17 protein-coding genes are annotated in these 20,454 nt (G+C 65.0%); 12 read left to right on the top strand and 5 right to left on the bottom strand.

Going from position 1 to position 20,454, the window contains the following annotated elements; translation table 11 throughout:
* Window positions 1-2 precede the first annotated feature (2 nt).
* Window positions 3-539 (top strand): acyltransferase family protein, encoded by a 537-nt coding sequence (locus CBI38_RS24310; protein ID WP_162603280.1) that lies wholly within the window; start codon window positions 3-5, stop codon window positions 537-539.
* 277 nt (window positions 540-816) lie between these two features.
* Here CBI38_RS24310 and CBI38_RS24315 read toward each other — a convergent pair whose 3' ends face one another.
* Entirely contained in the window at window positions 817-2,337 is a 1,521-nt protein-coding gene (locus CBI38_RS24315) for an O-antigen ligase family protein (protein ID WP_109332903.1), read from the bottom strand.
* Window positions 2,338-3,863: 1,526 nt separating this feature from the next.
* Here CBI38_RS24315 and CBI38_RS24320 point away from each other — a divergent pair.
* The 3 genes from CBI38_RS24320 (at window position 3,864) to CBI38_RS24325 (ending at window position 5,852) form a co-directional block, all read left to right on the top strand.
* Window positions 3,864-4,373, top strand: a complete 510-nt coding sequence (locus CBI38_RS24320) for a hypothetical protein (protein ID WP_109335323.1) — start codon at window positions 3,864-3,866, stop codon at window positions 4,371-4,373.
* A gap of 91 nt (window positions 4,374-4,464) precedes the next feature.
* Window positions 4,465-4,587: a hypothetical protein gene (locus CBI38_RS40155; protein WP_257792455.1), complete on the top strand. Its 123-nt coding sequence runs from the start codon at window positions 4,465-4,467 to the stop codon at window positions 4,585-4,587.
* Window positions 4,588-4,664: 77 nt separating this feature from the next.
* Window positions 4,665-5,852 (top strand): TerC family protein, encoded by a 1,188-nt coding sequence (locus tag CBI38_RS24325; RefSeq protein WP_109332904.1) that lies wholly within the window; start codon window positions 4,665-4,667, stop codon window positions 5,850-5,852.
* A gap of 130 nt (window positions 5,853-5,982) precedes the next feature.
* Here the strand turns inward: CBI38_RS24325 and CBI38_RS24330 are convergent, their stop codons facing one another.
* Window positions 5,983-6,426, bottom strand: a complete 444-nt coding sequence (locus tag CBI38_RS24330) for an SPW repeat protein (RefSeq protein ID WP_204164815.1) — start codon at window positions 6,424-6,426, stop codon at window positions 5,983-5,985.
* 96 nt (window positions 6,427-6,522) lie between these two features.
* Window positions 6,523-6,879, bottom strand: a complete 357-nt coding sequence (locus CBI38_RS24335) for a hypothetical protein (protein ID WP_109332905.1) — start codon at window positions 6,877-6,879, stop codon at window positions 6,523-6,525.
* A 416-nt stretch (window positions 6,880-7,295) separates the two neighbouring features.
* Here CBI38_RS24335 and CBI38_RS24340 point away from each other — a divergent pair, with 416 nt between their 5' ends.
* The gene (locus CBI38_RS24340; protein ID WP_109332906.1) at window positions 7,296-7,658 is read left to right on the top strand and encodes a type II toxin-antitoxin system HicB family antitoxin; all 363 of its coding nucleotides are present in this window, start codon (window positions 7,296-7,298) and stop codon (window positions 7,656-7,658) included.
* A 215-nt stretch (window positions 7,659-7,873) separates the two neighbouring features.
* On the opposite strand, the gene CBI38_RS24345 is transcribed toward CBI38_RS24340, so the two are convergent.
* Entirely contained in the window at window positions 7,874-8,374 is a 501-nt protein-coding gene (locus CBI38_RS24345; protein ID WP_230989940.1) for a chromosome condensation regulator RCC1, read from the bottom strand.
* A 171-nt stretch (window positions 8,375-8,545) separates the two neighbouring features.
* Between CBI38_RS24345 and CBI38_RS24350 the strand changes: the two genes are divergently transcribed.
* The 6 genes from CBI38_RS24350 (at window position 8,546) to CBI38_RS24375 (ending at window position 18,376) form a co-directional block, all read left to right on the top strand.
* Window positions 8,546-9,271, top strand: coding sequence for an HAD family hydrolase (locus tag CBI38_RS24350; RefSeq protein ID WP_109332910.1), 726 nt, complete (start codon window positions 8,546-8,548; stop codon window positions 9,269-9,271).
* A 2-nt stretch (window positions 9,272-9,273) separates the two neighbouring features.
* Window positions 9,274-11,616, top strand: coding sequence for a glycoside hydrolase family 65 protein (locus CBI38_RS24355; RefSeq protein ID WP_204164816.1), 2,343 nt, complete (start codon window positions 9,274-9,276; stop codon window positions 11,614-11,616).
* A gap of 167 nt (window positions 11,617-11,783) precedes the next feature.
* Window positions 11,784-13,769, top strand: coding sequence for a hypothetical protein (locus tag CBI38_RS24360; RefSeq protein ID WP_109332914.1), 1,986 nt, complete (start codon window positions 11,784-11,786; stop codon window positions 13,767-13,769).
* 10 nt (window positions 13,770-13,779) lie between these two features.
* A complete protein-coding gene (locus CBI38_RS24365; protein ID WP_109332916.1) occupies window positions 13,780-15,240 on the top strand; it encodes a hypothetical protein in 1,461 nt (486 codons plus the stop codon).
* Complete coding sequence (locus tag CBI38_RS24370) at window positions 15,234-16,742, top strand: glycosyltransferase (RefSeq protein ID WP_109332918.1); 1,509 nt, start codon at window positions 15,234-15,236, stop codon at window positions 16,740-16,742. Before CBI38_RS24365 ends, CBI38_RS24370 begins: the two co-directional genes overlap by 7 nt.
* Window positions 16,739-18,376 carry an ArnT family glycosyltransferase gene (locus CBI38_RS24375; RefSeq protein ID WP_109332920.1) on the top strand — a complete coding sequence of 546 codons (1,638 nt, stop codon included), beginning with the start codon at window positions 16,739-16,741 and terminating at the stop codon, window positions 18,374-18,376. Before CBI38_RS24370 ends, CBI38_RS24375 begins: the two co-directional genes overlap by 4 nt.
* Before the next feature lie 5 nt (window positions 18,377-18,381).
* Here the strand turns inward: CBI38_RS24375 and CBI38_RS24380 are convergent, their stop codons facing one another.
* The gene (locus CBI38_RS24380) at window positions 18,382-19,464 is read right to left on the bottom strand and encodes a beta-mannosidase (protein WP_109332922.1); all 1,083 of its coding nucleotides are present in this window, start codon (window positions 19,462-19,464) and stop codon (window positions 18,382-18,384) included.
* A gap of 106 nt (window positions 19,465-19,570) precedes the next feature.
* On the opposite strand from CBI38_RS24380, the gene CBI38_RS24385 reads away from it, so the two are divergent.
* On the top strand, window positions 19,571-20,401 hold the full coding sequence (locus tag CBI38_RS24385) for a sulfurtransferase (protein WP_109335325.1): 831 nt from the start codon (window positions 19,571-19,573) through the stop codon (window positions 20,399-20,401).
* Window positions 20,402-20,454 lie beyond the last annotated feature (53 nt).

Genomic DNA, 20,454 nt, shown 5'->3' on the forward strand with positions numbered 1-20,454 from the left:
ATTTGGCTGCTGCGGGCACCGACTATTTCCAGTCGGCGCTTCCACCATCCCCGCTGCAGCACTACTGGTCCTTAGCGGTCGAAGAACAGTTCTATGTCGTGTGGCCAGTGCTAATCGTTAGCATCATCTGGGCACGCAAGAGGTGGGGCGTCAGCTTCTCGCTGCCGATGATCGTGTTGTCCGTCGCCGTAGCTGTCACAGCGGGAACGTTTGTGTTTGCGATGTATCAATCGCAGGCGGCCCCCACCATCGCCTACTTCTCAACATTTACCCGCGCATGGGAACTCGGAGTTGGCGCCATTCTAGCCGCCCTATCCACACGGCTCGCCCATATGCGGCTGGCCATCAGGCAAGCACTTGGCTTCGGCGGACTCGCGGGCATCGTCATTTCGGCTTTCGCAATCGGCCCGGAGTCGACCTTCCCCGCACCACTAGGCGCACTCCCCGTGATCGCTACGGCAAAGGCACTTGTGCGGGCGGGCCTCGTCGCGCTCGATTTTGCAGTAGCGGAACCGGTCGACAAGCTTCAGCGCACCTGATTGGAGCAGCGGGGATTGGAGAAACACCTTAGTGGTCGGTGCCGTTTCGCTGCGGGAATCTTGACCGTCTCGCTGACAACAGACTTGGGCACGATCGACAACAGGCGAGGTCGCAGGATTGGCCGGGCAGAACTGCTTATGGCATCAAGGGTCTCCTCCGACTAGGAACTGAGTCATCGAGCAGCGGAAATGGACGGCGAATGACAGAAAGGTCGATGGCAAAAACGGCACACCAAACTTCGGTTACGGCGGAAACGGAGACGAAGTCGCCCAGGGCTCACTTGCCGCCAGTCGCATTACCATGTAGGGATGCGTGCTTCAGTTCCTCATCGCAGACGTGCCTGCGGTCACTCCATCTACGCTCTCGACCTGCCGATGTAACGTGGCCTTGGTACTGGTCGACGAATTCGACGGTGGTCACACGATCCCGCTGCCGCGAGATGAGTAGTCCGACAAGCGCCCCGAGCGCGCTCCCGACGAGCGCCGATGTCGGCGAGTCCAACGGCAAGGGTGCCACCCAACAGATCGCCAGTAGTCCGCCTAGAGACGCTGCGAGCGCCACCGCAACCGGATTCTTTGACCAGACGGTTCCCTTCACGACCGGAACCAACGTGGCAAGCAAGAACAGGAGCAGGCCAACCACGCCTGTCTTTACCATCATCCACCAGTAGAAGTTGTGCGAGTAATAAGGTGCGCGGTCGTACCAGAATGTCCCTTGAGAGCCTTGCGGCCGTTGATACGCGAATCCGAAACCGTGGCCCACGACCGGATCCTCATAGAACGCCCGCTCGAGATTGCCGATTTCGCGCTCCCTATATCGGGCGGAGTCATCGCGAGCGAGCGCGTCAGACCTGAGTCCATCGACAACCCGTGAGGAATACCCGTCGATCTGCGTTGCAAACCACTCTCCACCAGGGAGGCCACTAAGCATCGGGCTGACATTAAGGACGCCGAAGATCACCAGAGCACCGACAGCAACGCGGATCGTTGTACGACCGACTGCGCCAGCGGATCGGGCGGCCAGTATTGCCAGTAATAGCGTGACAGCGATTCCAAGGATGTGGTTTCGCGAAAACGCTAGGAACAATATTAGGAGTGCCGGGACGGTCCACATCCACGTTTGCGCAAGCGAGAAAGTTCCGCTCACCGCGAGCGCGAGGCAGACACACAGGGTGGTCAGTGCAAAGAACGTCGCTGCCGTGAGGTACCTTGTCGCGCCGCCGTCACTAGTTGTCTCAAACAGAGTGGCAATCTCAGAACGCCCGACTAGCGTGAGCACTCCGGCAGAAGCGAGCATGATGAAAGCAGCTGAGATCCAAAGTGACCACTTCATAGTGCGGGCGCACATGCGGCTGAGATCTGGGGTTGTGACCGCTGCTGCCGCCACGGCGACGGCCATCACCATCTCGACCGGGTATCGGATATCGGCAATGACCTTGCCCAGTTGTGCGGACACTAGTAATGCGCCGATCAGGCCAACTCCCAGCCAGGCCACGAGCGCGGCGACCACACGCGTGGTGGGCTTCGCGACGGGCCTGGTGACCGCCCAAATAAATGCGGCAACGAGCACCGGTTCGTAAAGTTTGAACGCGTACCCACCTGCGGCGAATCCCGCGGGTATTCCGTTGGGCAACGTCGTTGCCGCCAGGAAGAGCGTTAGTGGAACTAGGAGCTCATACCGCCTTCGGAGCAGAAGAATCCCGCACACAGCGATCAGAAAAAGCACCGTGTACGTCGCGAAGAACATCGCCGCGGCAACTGTAACCAAGGCACTTATCACAGCGATCGCTATCCACATACCGGAAGGTTAGCCGACGGACCGACGGCGGGCCCGCCGGGCTGATCCCATTGTCGCTGTCAGCAAGGGAGCGCTTCGCGAACGCGACTGTTCCACCGCGATGATCTCGGACCCCTCGAGATGACGAAATCCAGCAACCCCGCTGGACCTCGTTCGGAAGTATCGTCGAGCACAGAATGCCGACGCCTTGGGTTGTAGAAGCGTTCGCTAGTACCGACTAAATGTTGGCCTGTTTGATGTTTCGTCGATTAGACCGTGCGGTAGATGCACTTGGTTCTTCAAATTCGCGAAGGAATCTCGGCAGTACCGCTGTTCTACACACTCCGGTACGGGCAACAAGGACGGACCTCATCCCCAAACTCCGCCACAGGGCGCCGAAACGGACCCGAAGTTGTACTGACTGCAGCGGTCGGCGCGAAAGACCGCCTCCGGTTCGATGTGCGTCGATGCGGCCACGTCGCCCAGCGCAGTGGCGATTAGTTCAGCGCGAAAGTGGTCGGCGATCGAAACAGCCGACGATCTTGACGGATCGATGACAACGGCTCTGACTGGAGCCATACCGGATCTGTTAGTCCGCGGCTTCACTTCGGATCGTCCAGGGTTCACATTCGTCACGCAACATCACCTGGGTCGAACGCTCTAATTGCAGGAATATTCGCCGCTCGCAGTGCGCAGACCGGAATTGATGCAGCCGTCGAAAGTGCTCGATGCAGCGGGTTTTCGCGGACCCGGTAGCGAGTGGCTGTGCGCTTCGGCACTGCCACCCCTCGTGGAAGCATGGGATGGGGACGGGCAGGAGACGCCGGAGCGTCCGACGATCCACGGACGCTGATGAGCCGACAGCCTTCCTCAGCATCTCAGTATCTCAGTCTCTCAGCTTCTCCCTGTCGCCTGCCTGTTGCCGTGCGTCGAGCGCCATAACGTCGAGCGCCTTCAACAATGAGACAGAGACTTAGGACTTTGGCGCATACCGTCACGCGATGTACGACATAGTGCCGACCCTGAGCGGGGCGAACAGCCAGCAGGGTGCGGGCGAGAGGTCGTAGCCTACGGATGAGCAGGGCGGCCGGTGGTCTCGATCAGCGGAATCCTGGCGAAGTCGATTCCAGGTAACAGCCCGGCGGTGTTGGTTGCATCCGGTAGACGGCGGGAACCCCCAAACCGCCCCAGGTTCCGACAGGGCGATCGCAAAAGAATAAAGTAGAAGACCTCTCCACCGTAGAGGGTTGTTGGTGTTGTCCGCGGGATCTGCAACTTCACATCCCCAATTTTGTGGGGGTACGACATCTGTGTGAGTCGAACTTAATCGGTAATCCGGCAGCCACGCCTAGACGGCACGACCAGCGGCCTAGTCCCTAACGCCGTTCGGAAAGCAGCATTAGCGATCGACTGCGATGGAATCTGCCGGGAATCCTCCCTTAGAGTCCGCGGGCGCGTTCAAAACACGATCTTCGCGCTGTCGCGAAAGCCGACGGCCATGAAAGACCGACCACCGCCACTGTTGGGGTGGCACCATTGCCGTTGTGATGTCCGAACTCCAGTACGCGCATCCTCGCAGTCGATGGCACCGCCTGCGGGCGGCCTGGAAACGAAAACTTGCCCCCGGTGAACGGTCGGCCGTCTGGGCATGGAGTTCGTTCACCGCCACCTTCTGCGCGGTGCGGGCGCTGACGCACTGGATCAAAGACGGCCACGGCCCCAGTAGCGGCGGCATGAAACTCGGCGGGCACCATTTCCATCACTACAACATCGGCATCGGCACCTTGGGGATGATCGGAGCGATTGCCGTCCGGGGTTCCGACAAGCAGCGACACCACCCCACCGTGGCGCTCTCGTACGGCGCGGCCGTGGCGCTCATTGTCGACGAGCTGGCGCTCCTACTCGACCTGGAAGACGTCTACTGGGCGAAGGAGGGGCGGACGAGCGTCGACGCCGCGGTGACCCTGATCGGGCTCGGTGGGCTGATGACCGCCGGATTCGAGTTCTGGCCCGCCGCCCAGCGCGCCCTTCAACCACGCGATTCGCACGCGCGGTAATGCGGCGCTGCGCTCTCAGCTTTCCCCAAGGTAGGCGTCGCATACTTGAGCGGTGTGGTGGATTATCGGCGCAGTAGCGGCGTGGATCGTCTTGTCGATTCCGATTGCGATACTGATCGGCAAGGCGGCAGCGCAGAAGGACGTGCGCGAACGCCCCGCGCCGGCGTCCGGTGACGGCCGCGAGACCGAACCACCCGACGGCAAGGTCGCCTGACGAACGCCCCTGCCGACCGGGTGGTCCGCGGTTAGGCTGACGACAGCAACCGCGTTCCCGGCTGGAAGGCAGAGACGATGCATGTAACTCCGCTCGCCTGGGGCCTGACGATCGTCGTGATCGTCGCTCTGCTCGCGTTCGACTACTTCTTCCACGTCCGCCATGCCCACGTACCGACCCTCCGGGAAGCAGCGATCTGGTCGTCGATCTACGTGGGCCTCGCGCTTCTTTTCGGTGTGGTTGTCCTGATCTGCGGTGGCGTCACCATGGGGGCGGAGTACTTCGCCGGCTACGTGACGGAGAAGGCCCTATCCGTGGACAACCTCTTCGTCTTCCTCATCATCATGTCCAGCTTCCGGGTGCCACGTGAAGACCAGCAAAAGGTTCTGCTGTTCGGCATCGTGTTCTCGATCTTCGCCCGCACCGCATTCATCTTCCTCGGCGCCGCGCTGATCAACTCGTTCGCGTGGGTGTTCTACATCTTCGGCCTCATCTTGCTCATCACGGCCGGCAACATGCTCCGCCCCGAGACCGAGGAGTCGCACTCGGCCGACAATTTCATCATCCGGATCGCGAAGAAGTTCATGCACACCACCGAGCACTACGACGGCGACAAGCTATTCACCATCGAGAACGGCAAGCGGGCCATGACGCCGATGCTGCTGGTGATGGTCGCGATCGGTGGCACCGACATCCTGTTCGCCCTCGACTCCATCCCGGCGATCTTCGGCCTCACCCAAAATGTCTTCATCGTCTTCACGGCCACCGTGTTCTCCCTCATGGGACTTCGGCAGCTGTACTTCCTCCTCGACGGGTTGCTGGACCGCCTCATCTATCTCTCGTTCGGCCTGGCTGCCATCCTCGGCTTCATCGGCGTCAAGCTGATCCTGCACGCGCTGCACGAGAACAACCTGCCGTTCGTCAACGACGGCGAACCCGTCGACGTGGTGGAAGTGAGCACCGCGTTGTCACTCAGCGTGATCATCGGAGTTCTGATCGTCACCGTCATCGCCTCCCTGACAAGCCAGAAGGGCCGGGCCCAAGCGGCGATCGCCGGCGCCCGACACCATGCTGCGAACTACGTTGACCTCGACTACACGGCAGATGCCGACGAGCGCGAACGGATCTACAGCAAGCTGGTCAAAGAGGAGCAGCAGCTCAAGAGCCTCGACCCCAAGTTCAAGAAGATGGTGCGCGAGGAGACCGCGCTACTCGATCTGATCAAGCGCGCCCACGCGGACCACGACGCGTTCCTCAACCGCTGAGAATCACCCCCCCTGCCGCCGCGAAACATCCTCCGTCGGCGGCTCTGAGAAATGCTGCCCACATGCGGCAGCGCCCGCCGTTGATGGGCGGGCGCTGTCTCCGGATTTCCTTTCGTACGTAGTCGACCAGTTACTTCATGCGGTCTCCGCGGTCTTCGCGCATCCCCATCGCTGTGACACCGAGGCCGAGCAGGCACACGATGGCGCCGCCGAGCACGTTCGACCAGATCATGCCTGTGGTTGTGCTGACGTCGGCCACCAGCCACGGGCTGACGATCATCCACAGACCCAGCAACGGCGCGACGAAGGTCATCCCATGGGTGCGGCCGTACGCCGATGTGAATCCGACCGCGAGCAGGGCAACAGCGATGCCCGCGATCAGGTTGCACATCGCCAGCCCCATCTGATCGCCGAAGCCCACGATCCACGGCGACGCCGCCACATACAGCGCCGCGATGAACATCAGACCCTCGGCCACCTGCGTGACGGGCCTCTCCGCGACTCTGTCGTAGCGATCGCGCAATGCAGCAATGTCGGGGTGTCTTTCGATCGACATTCCGGATGTCGTCGACATGACTCATTCACCTCCAAGAACGAAACGGTTCCCCACCGTGGGAGTGCCCGCGCCGAAACCTTCCAAAACCGCTGTGAACAGGAAATACACCCGGTTTCACGCACCTTCCCGCGGCGTCCCATTCGACAGCGACATACGGGCTCGCACCCGGGCCGTCGTGTGCCAGATCGTGGTGGTGTCGTGGACGCTGATGCAGGGCACAGCGTTGTCCCGGGCCTGCCGCACGACGAGCGACTCCGCCGACGAGCACCGGCCGTCGAGCACATCCTCGGTCACGATCACGCAGAGCACGTCGTCGCCGAAAGACCGGATCGGTTCGAGCCCCTGAAGAACGACCCACTGCCGGACCATCGCCCACTGCGACACGTCCGAACGTCGAGTGGGATTACCGACGAACAGCACGCGCCGCGATCGACGGCACCGCGCCGTCCGGATATCGGAAATGGGTGACATGACGGGTGCTCCTGTCCACGAGGATGAGTGATCCGATGCGCGATAACGCATGGCACAACTCTCCCGCCGTTCCCGGCCGGCGTCTGTCGACCGATCGGGCGCCATTCGGGTTGAATTCGTCGTCCCCCGATCGGCCGACCCGAGGTGGGCGCGAAAGTACGCTCGAGTGCACATCGGCGCTCACGGGAAACGTCGCATGATCACGGTTCCACCATGAGCGATGAGCAGTACGCGCACCTACTTAAGTGGTATCGCTGGCGATACTATTGGGGTCGATACAAGCGAAGTTGATCGCGAGGATGAGGTCCGCAGAGCGTGACGTATACCGAGCTGTTTAACTTCTGCTGCGACACCGGCTTATCAGGTCGGCCAGATCGTCACCGCATACGACAAGCTCACTAAGGAGGCTGACAACAATGGCTGACGCATCGCACTACACCTATCGGGTGACCTGGTCGGAGGGCGACGGCGAATTCGTCGGGGCCGTCGCCGAATTCCCGTCGTTGTCCTGGCTGGCGGAAACACAGGCCGAAGCACTCGACGGTGTCATCGGCCTCGTCCGTGAAGTGCTCGAGGACATGGCGCTGACCGGTGAGCAACCACCAGTCCCCATCGCGGATCGGCCCTACAGCGGCAAGTTCATGGTCCGCACGTCCCCGCAGGTGCACCGGACCCTGGCGATCGAAGCCGAGGAACAGGGGGTCTCGCTCAACATGCTGGTCAACCAGAAGATCACGACTCAGGCTGCGCCTCGGTCAGCAGCCGCCGGTGCCGCCTGAGGAAAGACCCGGAGGCAAACTGGTGCGGAAGACGACGTCAGGCTATCTCTCATCACACCGGGTACGGGGTGCGCACCGCGCCGGGACTTGCGCGCGCGTACTGCGAACTACTCGCCGATCGCGTCGGCGATCTGTGACGACTCTGACGCACCCTTCCCAGGACACGGCATGATTCATGCGTATCCGCGGGGAGGGGTGCGTCGTAAAGAGGCGCCTCAGTTACCGCCCTCGGCGGGCGGGTCTTCACCCTCGACCGGCGGATCCTCGCCCTCCACCGGCGGGTCTTCACCCTCGACCGGCGGGTCCTCGCCCTCCGCGGGCGGGTCCTCACCCTCGGCCGGAGGCGGATCCTCACCTTCCGCGGGCGGCGGCACCACTGGCGGTGGCACGACGGGCGGTGGCGGGATCACCGGCGCCGGCGGCGGCGCGACGCCTGCGGGTGGTGGATTCACGGGCGCCGGCTGACCTGCGGCGGGGGCTTGGCCGCCACCACCTCCCGACCCTGCGCCTGGCGCACTGCCGCCACCGTCGTTCGACCCGGGCGGCACGGCGGGCGGTACCGACTCCGAGGTCTTCGTCGTCGAGGTGGCCGAGGTCTTCGTGGCCTTGGTAGTGGAGCTGGAGGTTTCGGAGGTCGGTGTCGGTTCGGTGTCGGATCCGCACGCCGACAGGGTGAGGAGTGCGCAACTTGCCGCGGTTATCACCAAGCGTTTCAAAGACAGCTCCTTCGTTTGCACATCTATTTACCAGTCACGGCGGAACCTACAGTCTGATCGGTATGGTTTGTCCGGTTTCGACCGAAATCGAGACCGACCCGATTCCGATCTGCCGACACCCGCGCGCGCCTCGGCGAAACCACCGGCGACGGCGGTACCGTCGAGAAGGTGATGGGACTGCCTGATGCGATCTCGGCCTGTTTGTTCGATCTCGACGGTGTGCTCACCGGCACGGCGGTGCTGCACCGCAAAGCCTGGAAACGCACGTTCGACGAGTTTCTGAAGCATCGCGAGGGCCCGAATTTCCGGCCGTTCACCGACCAGGACTACTACGACTACGTCGACGGCCGGCCCCGCGCCGACGGGGTGCGCACCTTCCTCACCTCCCGCGCGATCACGTTGCCGGAGGGACTCCCCGACGATCCGCCGGGCGCCGAGACGGTGAATGGTGTCGGAAACACCAAGAACGTCCGCCTTCTGCGGGTAATAGACGAGGAGGGGGTCAGCCCGTACCCCGGTTCGGTGCGATACATCAAGTCCGCGTACGACGCCGGGTTGAAGATCGCGGTGGTCACGTCGTCGGCGAACGGGAAGCAAGTCCTCGACGCCGCCGATCTCAGCCGATATGTGCACGTGCGCATCGACGGCGTGGTGATCCGCGATCAGGAACTCCGTGGCAAGCCTGCACCGGATTCCTTCCTCGCCGCAGCGCGCGCACTCAACGTGCATCCCGATCAGGCGGCCGTGTTCGAGGACGCCCTGTCCGGGGTGGAAGCGGGACGCGCCGGTGAATTCGGATTCGTTGTCGGCGTGAACCGCAACGATCAAGCCGAAGCCCTCCGCGCGCACGGCGCCGACGTGGTGGTCAACGACCTGGCCGAACTGCTGGAAAGGTGAGCATGGCAGACGACAAGGGCTACGAGATATCGCCGTGGCAGCTGCGCTGGCGCGGACTGGACCTGCAGGCACTCCACGCCACCGAGTCGACCTTCGCGCTCTCCAACGGGCACATCGGCATTCGGGGCACCTTCGAGGAGGGTGAACCACGGGGCCTGCCCGGCACCTACCTGAACGGCTTCTACGAGCAACGCCCGCTGCCCTATGCCGAGGCCGGTTACGGCTATCCCGAGGACGGCCAGACGGTAGTCAACGTCACCGACGGCAGCATCATCCGGTTGCTGGTGCAGGACGAGCCACTGGACATGCGGTACGGCAGTGCCACACACCACGAGCGAGTGCTCGACTTCCGGTCCGGCACACTGCGCCGCACCACCGAATGGACCTCCCCGACCGGCCGACGGGTGCGCATCCATTCGGAGCGGCTGGTGTCGTTCACCTCCCGTGCGGTCGCCGCCATCCACTATGAGGTGGAACCACTCGACGGGGACATCGAACTCGTCCTGCAATCGGACCTCCTGGCGAACGAGCCGATCCCGGCGCGGACGGACGACCCGAGAGTCGCGGCAGCCCTGGACAACCCGCTGGTCTCCGATTTCGCCGCCGCCCACGACTTCCGAGCAGTCCTCGCCCACCACACGCGGAGCTCGGGTCTGCGCATGGCCGCAGGCATGGACCACGAGATCGACCTCCCGGCAAATGCCCGCTGCGGCATCGAGACCGAAGAAGACCTTGCCCGCCTCACCGTCGCCGCCGATGTACCGAGCGGACAGCGACTACGGGTCACCAAGTATCTGGCCTACGGATGGTCGGCCCGACGGTCCACACCAGCATTGCGCGGGCAGGTCGAGGGCGCCTTGGCCGGAGCGCTCGAAACCGGCTGGGACGAGCTGCTGCGCCGCCAACGCGAATACCTCGACGACTTCTGGGAAACCGCGGACGTGGAGATCGACGGTGACGCGGAACTCCAGCAGGCGGTGCGTTTCGCCCTCTTCCACGTGCTGCAGGCCGGTGCGCGCGGTGAGTCGCGCGCTATTCCCGCGAAGGGCCTGACCGGCCCCGGCTATGACGGGCACGCCTTCTGGGACACCGAGACGTTCGTGCTGCCGCTGCTCACCTACACCGTGCCCGACTCTGCCCGCGACGCCCTGCGCTGGCGACATTCCACCCTGGACAAGGCGAAGCGGCGGGCCCTGCAACTCGGCCAGGGCGGTGCCGTCTTTCCGTGGCGGTCGATCACCGGTGACGAGTGTTCCGGATACTGGCCCGCCGGAACCGCCGCGTTCCATGTGGGTGCCGATGTGGCGGTGGCGACGTCGCGGTACCTGGCCGCCACCCACGACGCCGAGTTCGAGGACGAATGCGGGCTCGAGCTGCTGGTCGAGACCGCACGGTTGTGGGCCACCCTGGGCCACCACAATTCACGCGGCGAATTCCGCATCGACGGTGTTACAGGACCCGACGAATACACGGCCATCGCCGACAACAACGTGTTCACCAACCTCATGGCGCAGAAGAATCTGCGCGACGCGGCCACCGCATGCGAGCGGCGACCCGCAAAGGCGCGCGAGCTGGGCGTCGACGATGAGGAAGCGGCACGGTGGCGGGACTCGGCCGAGCACATGCGCATTCCGTACGACGCCGCACTGGGCGTGCATCAGCAGTCCGAAGGCTTCACCCATCACGACGAATGGGACTTCGAGGGCACCCCGCCCGAGCACTACCCCCTGCTCCTGCACTACCCGTACTTCGACCTCTACCGCAAACAGGTGGTCAAACAGGCAGACCTGGTGCTGGCGATGTATTTGCGTGGTGATGCCTTCACCCCCGAGCAGAAGATCGCCAATTTCGCCTACTACGAGGCGCTCACGGTCCGCGACTCGTCCCTGTCGGCGTGCGTCCAGGCGGTCATGGCCGCGGAGGTCGGGCACCTGCAACTCGCTTACGACTACCTGGCCGAGGCCGCACTCACCGATCTCCACGACCTCCACGCCAACGTGGAGAACGGACTTCACATCGCCTCACTGGCGGGTACCTGGACGGCCTGCGTCGCCGGATTCGGCGGCATGCGGGACCACGACGGTGACGTGACGTTCGCACCCCGGATCCCGCCGCAGTTGACGCGACTATCGTTCCGCATGACCGTGCGCGGCAGCGCAATACACGTCGATGTCCGTCCGCTGGTGGCGACGTATCGGCTGATCTCCGGCGAGCCCCTCCAGTTGGCGCACCACGGAAGCACATTCACGTTGGACGCCTCCCCGGTCACCAAACCGATTCCCACCGCACCGGACAGCCCAGCGGTCCGGCAGCCGTACGGTCGTGCTCCCGTTCGTCGCGGGTAACGCTCATCGGAAGCTCGCACTCCGCCCCGGTGGAACGACGTTCGGCGAGGTGGTGGTTCAGGTTCGGTAGGTCGGGGTACGAGGTCACAGGGTAGCGTCCTGGACGGACGTCCCATTTGTACCGAATGCCCCACCCACTGATTAGTCCTGCACCGAAAGAGTCGCCGATGCCCGTCGCAGTGCCCGCACGACCGCGTGTTGCCCGACTCGTTGCCGTACTGGCCGCGTGCGGACTCGTCCTCCTGCCGATGCCGGTTGCGTACGCGCAAGACCCGGTGGACCAGCCCGCACCCGCCGAGTCGGTCACTCTCGGTTCCCGCGCACTCGGTTTCGGTGCCGCTGTTCCGTTCCAGGGAAATCAGGACGAGGTCACCGTCACGGTGCCCGTCCCACAGGGCCTCACCCCCACGTCGCTCGAGGCGGTGGCCGATCTTCCGGGCAACGTGGGACGTGCCTGGATCGACGTCGAATCGGCAGACCGGTCTCTGGCCCGAGTGGATCTTCCCGGTGCTCCCGCTGCCAATGCGCCGATATCGATTCCGCTCACCGGCGCCGAGATCACGGATCAGGCGGTGGCAGTCACCCTGCGCAGCACGCTCATCCCGATCGACAACTTCTGCCCCGAGGCGTGGGCGAGCCGCGGCCTCACCCTGCGGGACGTCACGGTCCGCTACAGCGGCGCACCCACGGATCCGGCTGTAGTGGCCGACTTCCTGCCGCCGGTTCTGCAGCAGCTCGTCCTCTACATCCCCGGCGACCCCACCGAGACCGAGAGTGCCGCCGCCCTCGATCTCGCCGGGGCGGTCGTCGCGTACTACGGCGCCCAGCCCGTACGCGTCGACGTCCGAAAACTACCGGAGGGCCTGCCATTGCTGCCTCCCTCCGGCGGCCCGTTCGAACGGTCGGTGATCATCCGGGAGAGCGGCGAGCCCGCAACAGAACTAGTTCCCCTGCCCGGTGGAGGTTCGGCCCTACGCCTCAACGGAGACGACGCCACCCTGCAGGATCAGGTTCGACTGGTCACCAGCAAGGTCGCTGCGGTGGCCGTCGACGCCCGGGCCATCGCCGGGTCGATGGATCGCCCGCCGATACTTGCTCCCACCTCCACCACCTTGCGGAATCTCGGCCAAACGAATCTCGTCGCCACGTCCAGTGGGCGGGCCGAGGTGGCCGTGGGCTTGGATCAGAGCCGACTCGGCCGGGCGTCGGGGTCGTTGCGGGTCAACTTGCAGGGCTCGTACACCCCGCTGCCCGATGACCGAAGCGGTCTCCTGTCGGTGACCGCGGGCGAGTACACACTCGACAGCTGGGCGGCCGAACCCAGCGGAGTCATCGATCGCTGGATCGACGTCCCCGACGACGCCCTGCGCCGGGTCACCACCCTCACCGTCGCCCTGAACACCACGGGTGCCACCAACCACTGTGGCACAGAGCAACCCGTCACCCTCACCATCGACCCCGACAGCGAGGTCACCAGCGAACCGTCGAAAGAGCCGAACCCTACGGGCTTCCAGGCTCTGCCGCAGTCAATGCTGCCGGGGGTCGACGTCGCAGGCACGGTCGGTGGGTTCGACGACACAGCCCGGGCGGTAGCCGTCGTCACCGGACTGCAGTCGTTGACCACCATCCCACTCGACCCCCGCTGGGTGTCCCTGGACGAGGCGATCGAGTCCGCGAAGCCCGCCATTCTCATCGCGGCCGACGGCGCTCTGCCCGACAGTGTGCCGCTGCCACTCGAACGCACCGAGAACACCACGCTCGAGCTCACGGACCCGTCGACCGACGAATCGGCGGCGGTCACCTTGGGCGCACCGATCGACTTCGCGTCGCTGCAAACGACGTTCGACGGAAAACGGCAGCTGGTGGTCGCCGGCTCCACGGGTGTGCCGGGGGAACTCGACCGCACGCTCGAATGGCTGCATAGCTCGCCCGACCGGTGGGCGGGCCTCGACGGCGACGTCCTGTTCACGACCGCCGACCGGGACCCCGTCGAACTGTCCGTGCCGGACAGCGGCAGCAGTTCCACCTCTTCGGGGATATCCGCGGCCCTGGTGTGGGTACTTGCGGTAGGCGGGGCCCTCTTCCTGGCCGGCATCGTGGTGGCCGTGGTGGTGCTCCTGCGGTCACGTCGCTCGCGCACGGCTCCGCGGTGACGACTCCCCCATGGTTACTCGACATCCCGCGTTCGACGCATCCTGGCGCCTGGGCCTCCGCTGGATCCTGATCGGGGCGGCCACCGTCTTCGGCTTCTGGAAGACCTGGCAAGACGTCTGGTTCAGCGCAGTCGAGGGCACGGCCATCGGTTATGTCTTCGTCGTGCCATTTCTCTGCATCACCGCGGCCATCGGAATTTCGCTACGACGGAACAACGAGCTACCGATCCACGACCGTCAGACCGACAAGATCGTGGGCGGCATCGGTCTGCTCGTGTCGCTGGGCATTCGCATGCTGCTGATGCCCCGGTACGCGGAGAACTACCAATTGATGCATCTCGACGTGGTCGCGGCATGGGTGTTCCTGTTCAGCGCCGCGGTCCTGGTGTTCGGACTGCGGTCGGTCAGCCGCTTCTGGCCTGTGTGGTTACTCGGGATCGGGCTGTTCCCCCTTCCCTACCGCACTCTCGGGGTCCTGCTCGGCGGCAACCGATTCGCGTTCGGGCTCATCATGGTGGTTCTCGCGTCCGGGGCCGCGGCCATCGCAGTCAACCGCAGCAACCGGCGGGCGGTCGCCGGCTTCGCCGCCTCCGTCCTGCTCGGCACGATCGCCCTGCACTTCACGGTGCAGCACTTCCCGACCGCCCCGCTGTTCGTCGTCCAACTGGGTCCGGCCTTGGGCAGCGCCATTCTCGTCGGGATCGCGTTCTATGTGTACACGCGGCGCGGTGGCCCGATGACACCGCTGGACCGGCCGGTGCGGCGTCCCACGACACCGACGAGCGGGTTGACGACGGTCGCCGTCTTCGCGGTGGCGCTCGTGATGTTCATCCCCCCGCTCCCGGACCAGAACCTCACCCCAGTCTCCCCCGGCCCACCGCCGTCCGCCGCCGCGGGAATTCTCGTCCCCAGCGGATGGGAGCAACATGCGGTGACCGAATATTCGTGGCCGCGTCGATACTTCGGTGTCACTTCGGAACTCACCCGCCAGACCATCCGCACGACCGAGCCGAATCCCGCGTGGGATACCCAGAACCGCAACCGCACCGTTCAGGTCGACGTGCTCTCGGTCCGCAGGCCCAGCACGCTGGAGGTGTATCCCAGCCAGACCATGTACGAACTCGAAAACGCGCGGGTCAGCCCCAAGGTCGCGATCGACATCGGGCGGGGTGTCGTGGCGGAGATGTACACCATCGTCGACGACGATCTCCTGCTCACCTGGAGCAACCTCAATTTCGTGTGGGTGCGGAGCCCGGAGCTGACCCAGCGCATCACGCTCGTCAGCGTCGACAATCACGAGCCCGACGCCCAGTTCCCCGAACCGGCGCCGTCCATGGCCACCAACGGCGCCAATACGCTGGCCGTGCTGCTCCGCGGACAGAACGCGGTGTCCGACACCGAGCCGGAATACAAGGACCGCGACATGCTGGTGACCTTGGCGGGGGAAATCGTGAAGGAGCAGCAATGGTGACCCGGGAAAATGCGTACGCCCTGGACGACGACGTTCACTCCGACGCCGAGTTTCGGGCGGCGGCCTTGCACGATGCCGTGAACGGGCTGCGGGAGAAGCATCCACTCTCCTCGGCATCGGTGGCGTTCTACCCGTGGCAGCGCAACACGCTGCTGGCGCTTGCGGCCCTGACGGTCCTGTCTGCCGTGTTCTTTCTGACGCCCACGCTGATCGTTCTCACCCTGCTGTGCACCCTCGGCTATGTGGGGACGATGCTCGATCGCCTGCTGCTGTTCAGCCGTGGGCTCGACGGCAGCACCATCGTCACCGTCAGCGACGACGAAGCGCTCGCCGTCCCGGACGAGCAACTGCCGCCCTACACAATTCTGGTGCCGGCGTACGACGAACCGGAAGTGGTGGCCGACCTCATCGGAGCGATGGCCGCGCTGAAGTATCCCGCGGACAAACTCCAGGTTCTGCTGCTGCTCGAAGAGGACGACGACGTCACCATCGAAGCGGCCCGAGCAGCGGGCGTCGGTGATGTGGTCACGATCCTCCTCGTGCCGCCGGCCGACCCGCGAACCAAACCGAAAGCGTGCAACTACGGGCTGCACTTCTCCACCGGCGAGATCATCACAATCTTCGACGCCGAGGACCACCCCGATCCTCTGCAACTGCGGCGAGTGGTCGTCGCCTTCGACCGACTGCCCGACGACACCGCCTGCGTGCAGGCCAAACTCGCGTTCCACAACGGCACGCAGAACCTGCTCACCGCCTGGTTCACCGCGGACTACGCCCTGTGGTTCGGGTTCATCCTCCCCGGACTGATGCGCAGCAACGCACCCATTCCGCTCGGGGGGACGTCGAATCATCTGCGTCGCAGCGTGCTCGACGAGATCGGCTCCTGGGACCCGTTCAACGTCACCGAGGACGCCGACCTCGGTGTGCGCATCGCCGAATCGGGCTATCGGACCGCCGTATTGGATTCCACGACTCTCGAAGAGGCCAACAGCGACGCCATCAACTGGGTGCGGCAGCGGTCCCGCTGGTACAAGGGGTATCTGCAGACCTGGCTGGTTCACATGCGCCGTCCGATCGGGTTGTGGCGCGGACTCGGCCCGGTCGGGTTCTTCCGGTTCACCACCCTGATGGCGGGCACTCCGCTCATCGCCTGCCTCAACATGGTGTTCTGGTTGACCAGCCTCGCGTGGATCCTGGGGCAGCCGTCCGTGATTCAGCAGATCTTCCCCGCCTACGTGTATTTTCCGGCACTGATCTCGCTCGTCTTCGGCAATGCGGCGGTGCTGTACATGAATCTGATCGCCTGCCGAGAAACGCACAACTCGGCGTTACTCGTGGCCGCACTCACCACACCGCTGTACTGGGTAATGATGAGCGTCGCCGCCCTCAAGGGCACCTACCAGTTGGTGCGCAACCCGTCGTACTGGGAAAAGACGTTCCACGGTCTCAGTGCGCCGAACCCATCCGGTTCGACGAGTTCCGGGGCGGGGGACGCTTCTTGAGGCCGACGCGCTGGTTGTTCTGGGGGTGTACCGCTCTCTATCTCGGTGTCGGCCTGTATCTCACCGTGGGGCAGGGTTTCGTACTCGGTGATGCTCTCAGCCGGGTGTCGGCCGCGCGCAGTGTGTGGTTCAGCCGCGACCCGCATCTGGCGGCCATCGGGTTCGTCTTCACTCCGCTCACCGCACTCGTGCAGTTACCCACCGTCCTGCTGAGCCACTGGTGGCCGGACCTCACCTCGTGGGCGGTGACGGGGGTGCTGATGTCGGCGCCGTTCATGTCCGGCGCGGTGGTGCAGATCTACAAGATCGGTGCGGACCGCGGCTGCCCGGTCTGGCTGATCTGGACCGTCACCGCCGTATTCGCGCTCAACCCGATGATCATCTTCTACGGCGGCAACGGGATGAGCGAGGCACCGTTCCTGGCCATGATGTGCTGGGCCACCCGGCGGCTCATTCGCTGGTGCACCACCGACGACATCCATGATCTTCTTGCCGCGGGATTTGCGCTGGGCCTCGCTTACCTCGCACGATACGACGCCTTGGCCGCCGGGCTGGCCGTCACCGTCTTCGTCTTCGCCGTCACAGTGCTGCGCCGCGGGTGGCGCAACCGCTTTGCACAGATGCGGCCCGCCCTTCTCGACGCCGTTCTCGTCGGGTTGCCCACCGCCATGGCCTTCTTCGTCTGGGCCACCATCAGCTGGTTGATCACCGGCCAGGCTTTGCAACAGTTCTCGTCCACATACGGCAACGCGAGCATTCTTGCTCAGAGCGGCGGCGGTTCGACCGATACCGTCTACGCGGTGCTGTTCTCGGCCGCCGAGAGTCTCGTACTCGGGCCCGCCCTTCCCCTGCTTGTCCCGATCGCGGCCGCCCTGGCGTGGCGTCGTCGTGATCTCGAAGTGCTGGCGGCGGTGGTGGTGCTGGCGTCCGTCCTCGGCTTCGCCACCTACAGTTACGCGCGCGGTATGACCTTCCCCTTTCTCCGCTTCTACCTGTGCGCGTTGCCGTTGATGGCCGTGCTCGCGCTGCAGCTGGTCCCTGCCGGGGACCCGCTGGTCGAACGGCGCCGCGGCCCATCCGGTTTCGTCCGCGCCCGGTTCGCCGGCGCCCCAACCGTTCCGGCCGCCCTCGCCGCAGCTCTCGTCGTCCTCACACCCGCAGTCACCGGGGCGTCGATGCTCTCACCCACGCTGTCGAGTCAGCAATACGCGCTGCGGTCCGTCGTGTTCCCGTCGAGCACCGACACCTCGGACCACCGGGCGACGGAACGGCGGATCCTGGCCTCCTTCACCACGGAGCGTGAACTGGCCCGGTACCTCGATGCTCTGGCGCTGCCCGAGGGTTCGGTCCTGATGGATACGGTCTACGGCTTCGCGGTGTACACCGCCACCGAACGTCCCCGCACCTTCGTGATCCCGTCCGATCAGGACTTCACCTCGGTGCTGAACCGCCCCGCCGAGCATGGTGTGCAGTTCCTCCTGGCGGTACCCAACAGTGGTCGCGGCGAATCGGATGCGGTCAACCGTCGCTACCCGACGCTGTACGAGACCGGCGCAGACATCGCAACCCTCGAACTCGAGGTGCCCAACGACGGGCAAGACCAGCCGACGTGGCGGCTGTACCGGGTGCTGTAGTCCGGTCAGCGGGTGCCGTTGCGCTCGCGGAGCACCTGCCGGAGGGGGTCGTCGGGACCGATGTCGTAGGTGCATTCGGCGGGGCGGGGGTCGGGGACGAACGCCCACAACAGCGCTCCGGCAGTTCCGGCCTCGCGCTGCCCGTCCAGCTTGTTCGCGACATCGCGCGCTCGATCCCCCACGGACCCGCAACCGGCCCCCGCGCTCTGACCGATCTCCGCAACGAGAAGTGGCTTACCGAGACCGCGTGCCTGCTGAAGATGCACCGCCAGGCCGTTGTAGCGGTCACCCGGCAGCGGCACTCCGTCGGCGCCGTAGTCGTGGTACTGCAGGACATCGAGTGCAGGCGAGGCGCCGACATACGCGTAATCTTCACCAGCCGTGCCACATTGGCCACCACCGATCGTCCCGAGGGTGATCGGGTGCTCGCCGTCGAGCGCGCGGACACTGCCGCCGACCTCGTCGACGAACGCGCGCAACAAGCTCGCCGCCTGCGGGGTGCACGTGCGGTCCGGCAGTAGTGGTTCCGGCTCTCCGATCAGTTCCCACATCGCCAGCGACGGTGAATCCCGCCATCGGCGGACAGCCGTCGTCACCCAGTCCTGGTAGCTCAGCACCGAGCCCGGCGCGACGGTCTTCCAGTCGCCGGCATACCAGTTGCTGGTCTTGAAAATTTCGTCACCGCATGCGCCGTCCTGGGCGGCGAGGACCGGAATCAGCACTTGTCGGTGGGCCTCGGCGGCCCGGAACACGGCGTCGATTCCGGTGAAGTCGAGTGCCCCCGTCTTCTTGTCGATCGCGAGCCAGTGGAAGGCGTTGAACCGGGTGAGCGAGGCGTCGGGCAAGCTCGCGAAGAACGAGTCGAGGTCGACCTCGGCGCCGCACCCATGATTGACCGACCAATCTGTAGCCAGTTGATACGCGTTGAGGCCGGCCGGCCACCACGGGGAACCGTCGAGCGTCAGCCCGTCCGCCGTGGCCTGCACCCGGGCCGTCGGCGTGACGGTTCGTTCGGACGTCCCCGTGTCGCAGGCGACCACCCCGAAGAGAACGACCAGGATGAGGGCCGCCCACCGCCGTCTCGTCATTCGTCTGAGGATGCCAGCCGCGTCTGCTCTCGTACACCGATCGGTGACGTGTCACAGTGGTCCGGACATCGGTGGACCGACCGGAAGGGCACAAGTGATGCGACCTGTGGTGACCGTGGACGAACTGAAGAAGGCGCTGACCGGTGACGCGCCGCCCGTGCTCCTCGACGTTCGATGGGCACTCGGTGACACCGAAGGCCGTCGGCACTACCTCGAAGCGCACGTTCCCGGTGCCGTGTTCGTCGACCTCGACAGTGAACTCGCCGGCCCCGCGACACCGGCAGACGGTCGCCACCCACTCCCCTCGGTCGGGGCGCTCCAGGACGCGGCGCGCCGTTGGGGTGTCTGCGCCGGGAGTGCCGTCGTGGCGTACGACGACACGGGCAACCTCGCGGCCGCCCGCGTGTGGTGGCTGCTTCGATGGGCCGGTCTCACCGAGGTCGCGTTACTCGACGGCGGTCTCCGCGCATGGACGGAGTCCGGCAATCCCACCCGCTCCGGCGACGAACATCCCGACGCACCCGGTGATGTGGTGCTCGAGGCCGGACATCTCCCGACATTGACCGCCGACGACGCCGCCGCACTAGCCGACGACGGAGTGCTCCTCGATGCCCGGGCCGCCGCACGCTACACCGGCGAGACCGAACCCGTCGACCCGCGAGCCGGTCATATCCCCGGCGCGATCAGCGCTCCCACCAGCCAGAATCTGACCGCCGACGGCCGGTTCGCACCGGTCGACGTGCTGCGAGATCGATTCGCCGCAGTGGGAGCGGAACAAGGCGCACGTGTGGGCGTGTATTGCGGTTCCGGGGTGAACGCCGCCCATCAGATCGCGGCGCTGGCCCTCGCCGGTGTAGATGCGGCGCTGTACCCGGGGTCGTGGTCGCAGTGGTCGAACGACCCCGACCGGCCCGCAGCCACCGGGCCCGGCCGCTAGCCGACCGACTCCGCGTCGTGCGCCGCCGGCGACGTGCCCGGCTCCGAGTTGAG

The sequence above is a fragment of the Rhodococcus oxybenzonivorans genome (genome assembly GCF_003130705.1).
Taxonomy (GTDB): domain Bacteria; phylum Actinomycetota; class Actinomycetes; order Mycobacteriales; family Mycobacteriaceae; genus Rhodococcus_F; species Rhodococcus_F oxybenzonivorans.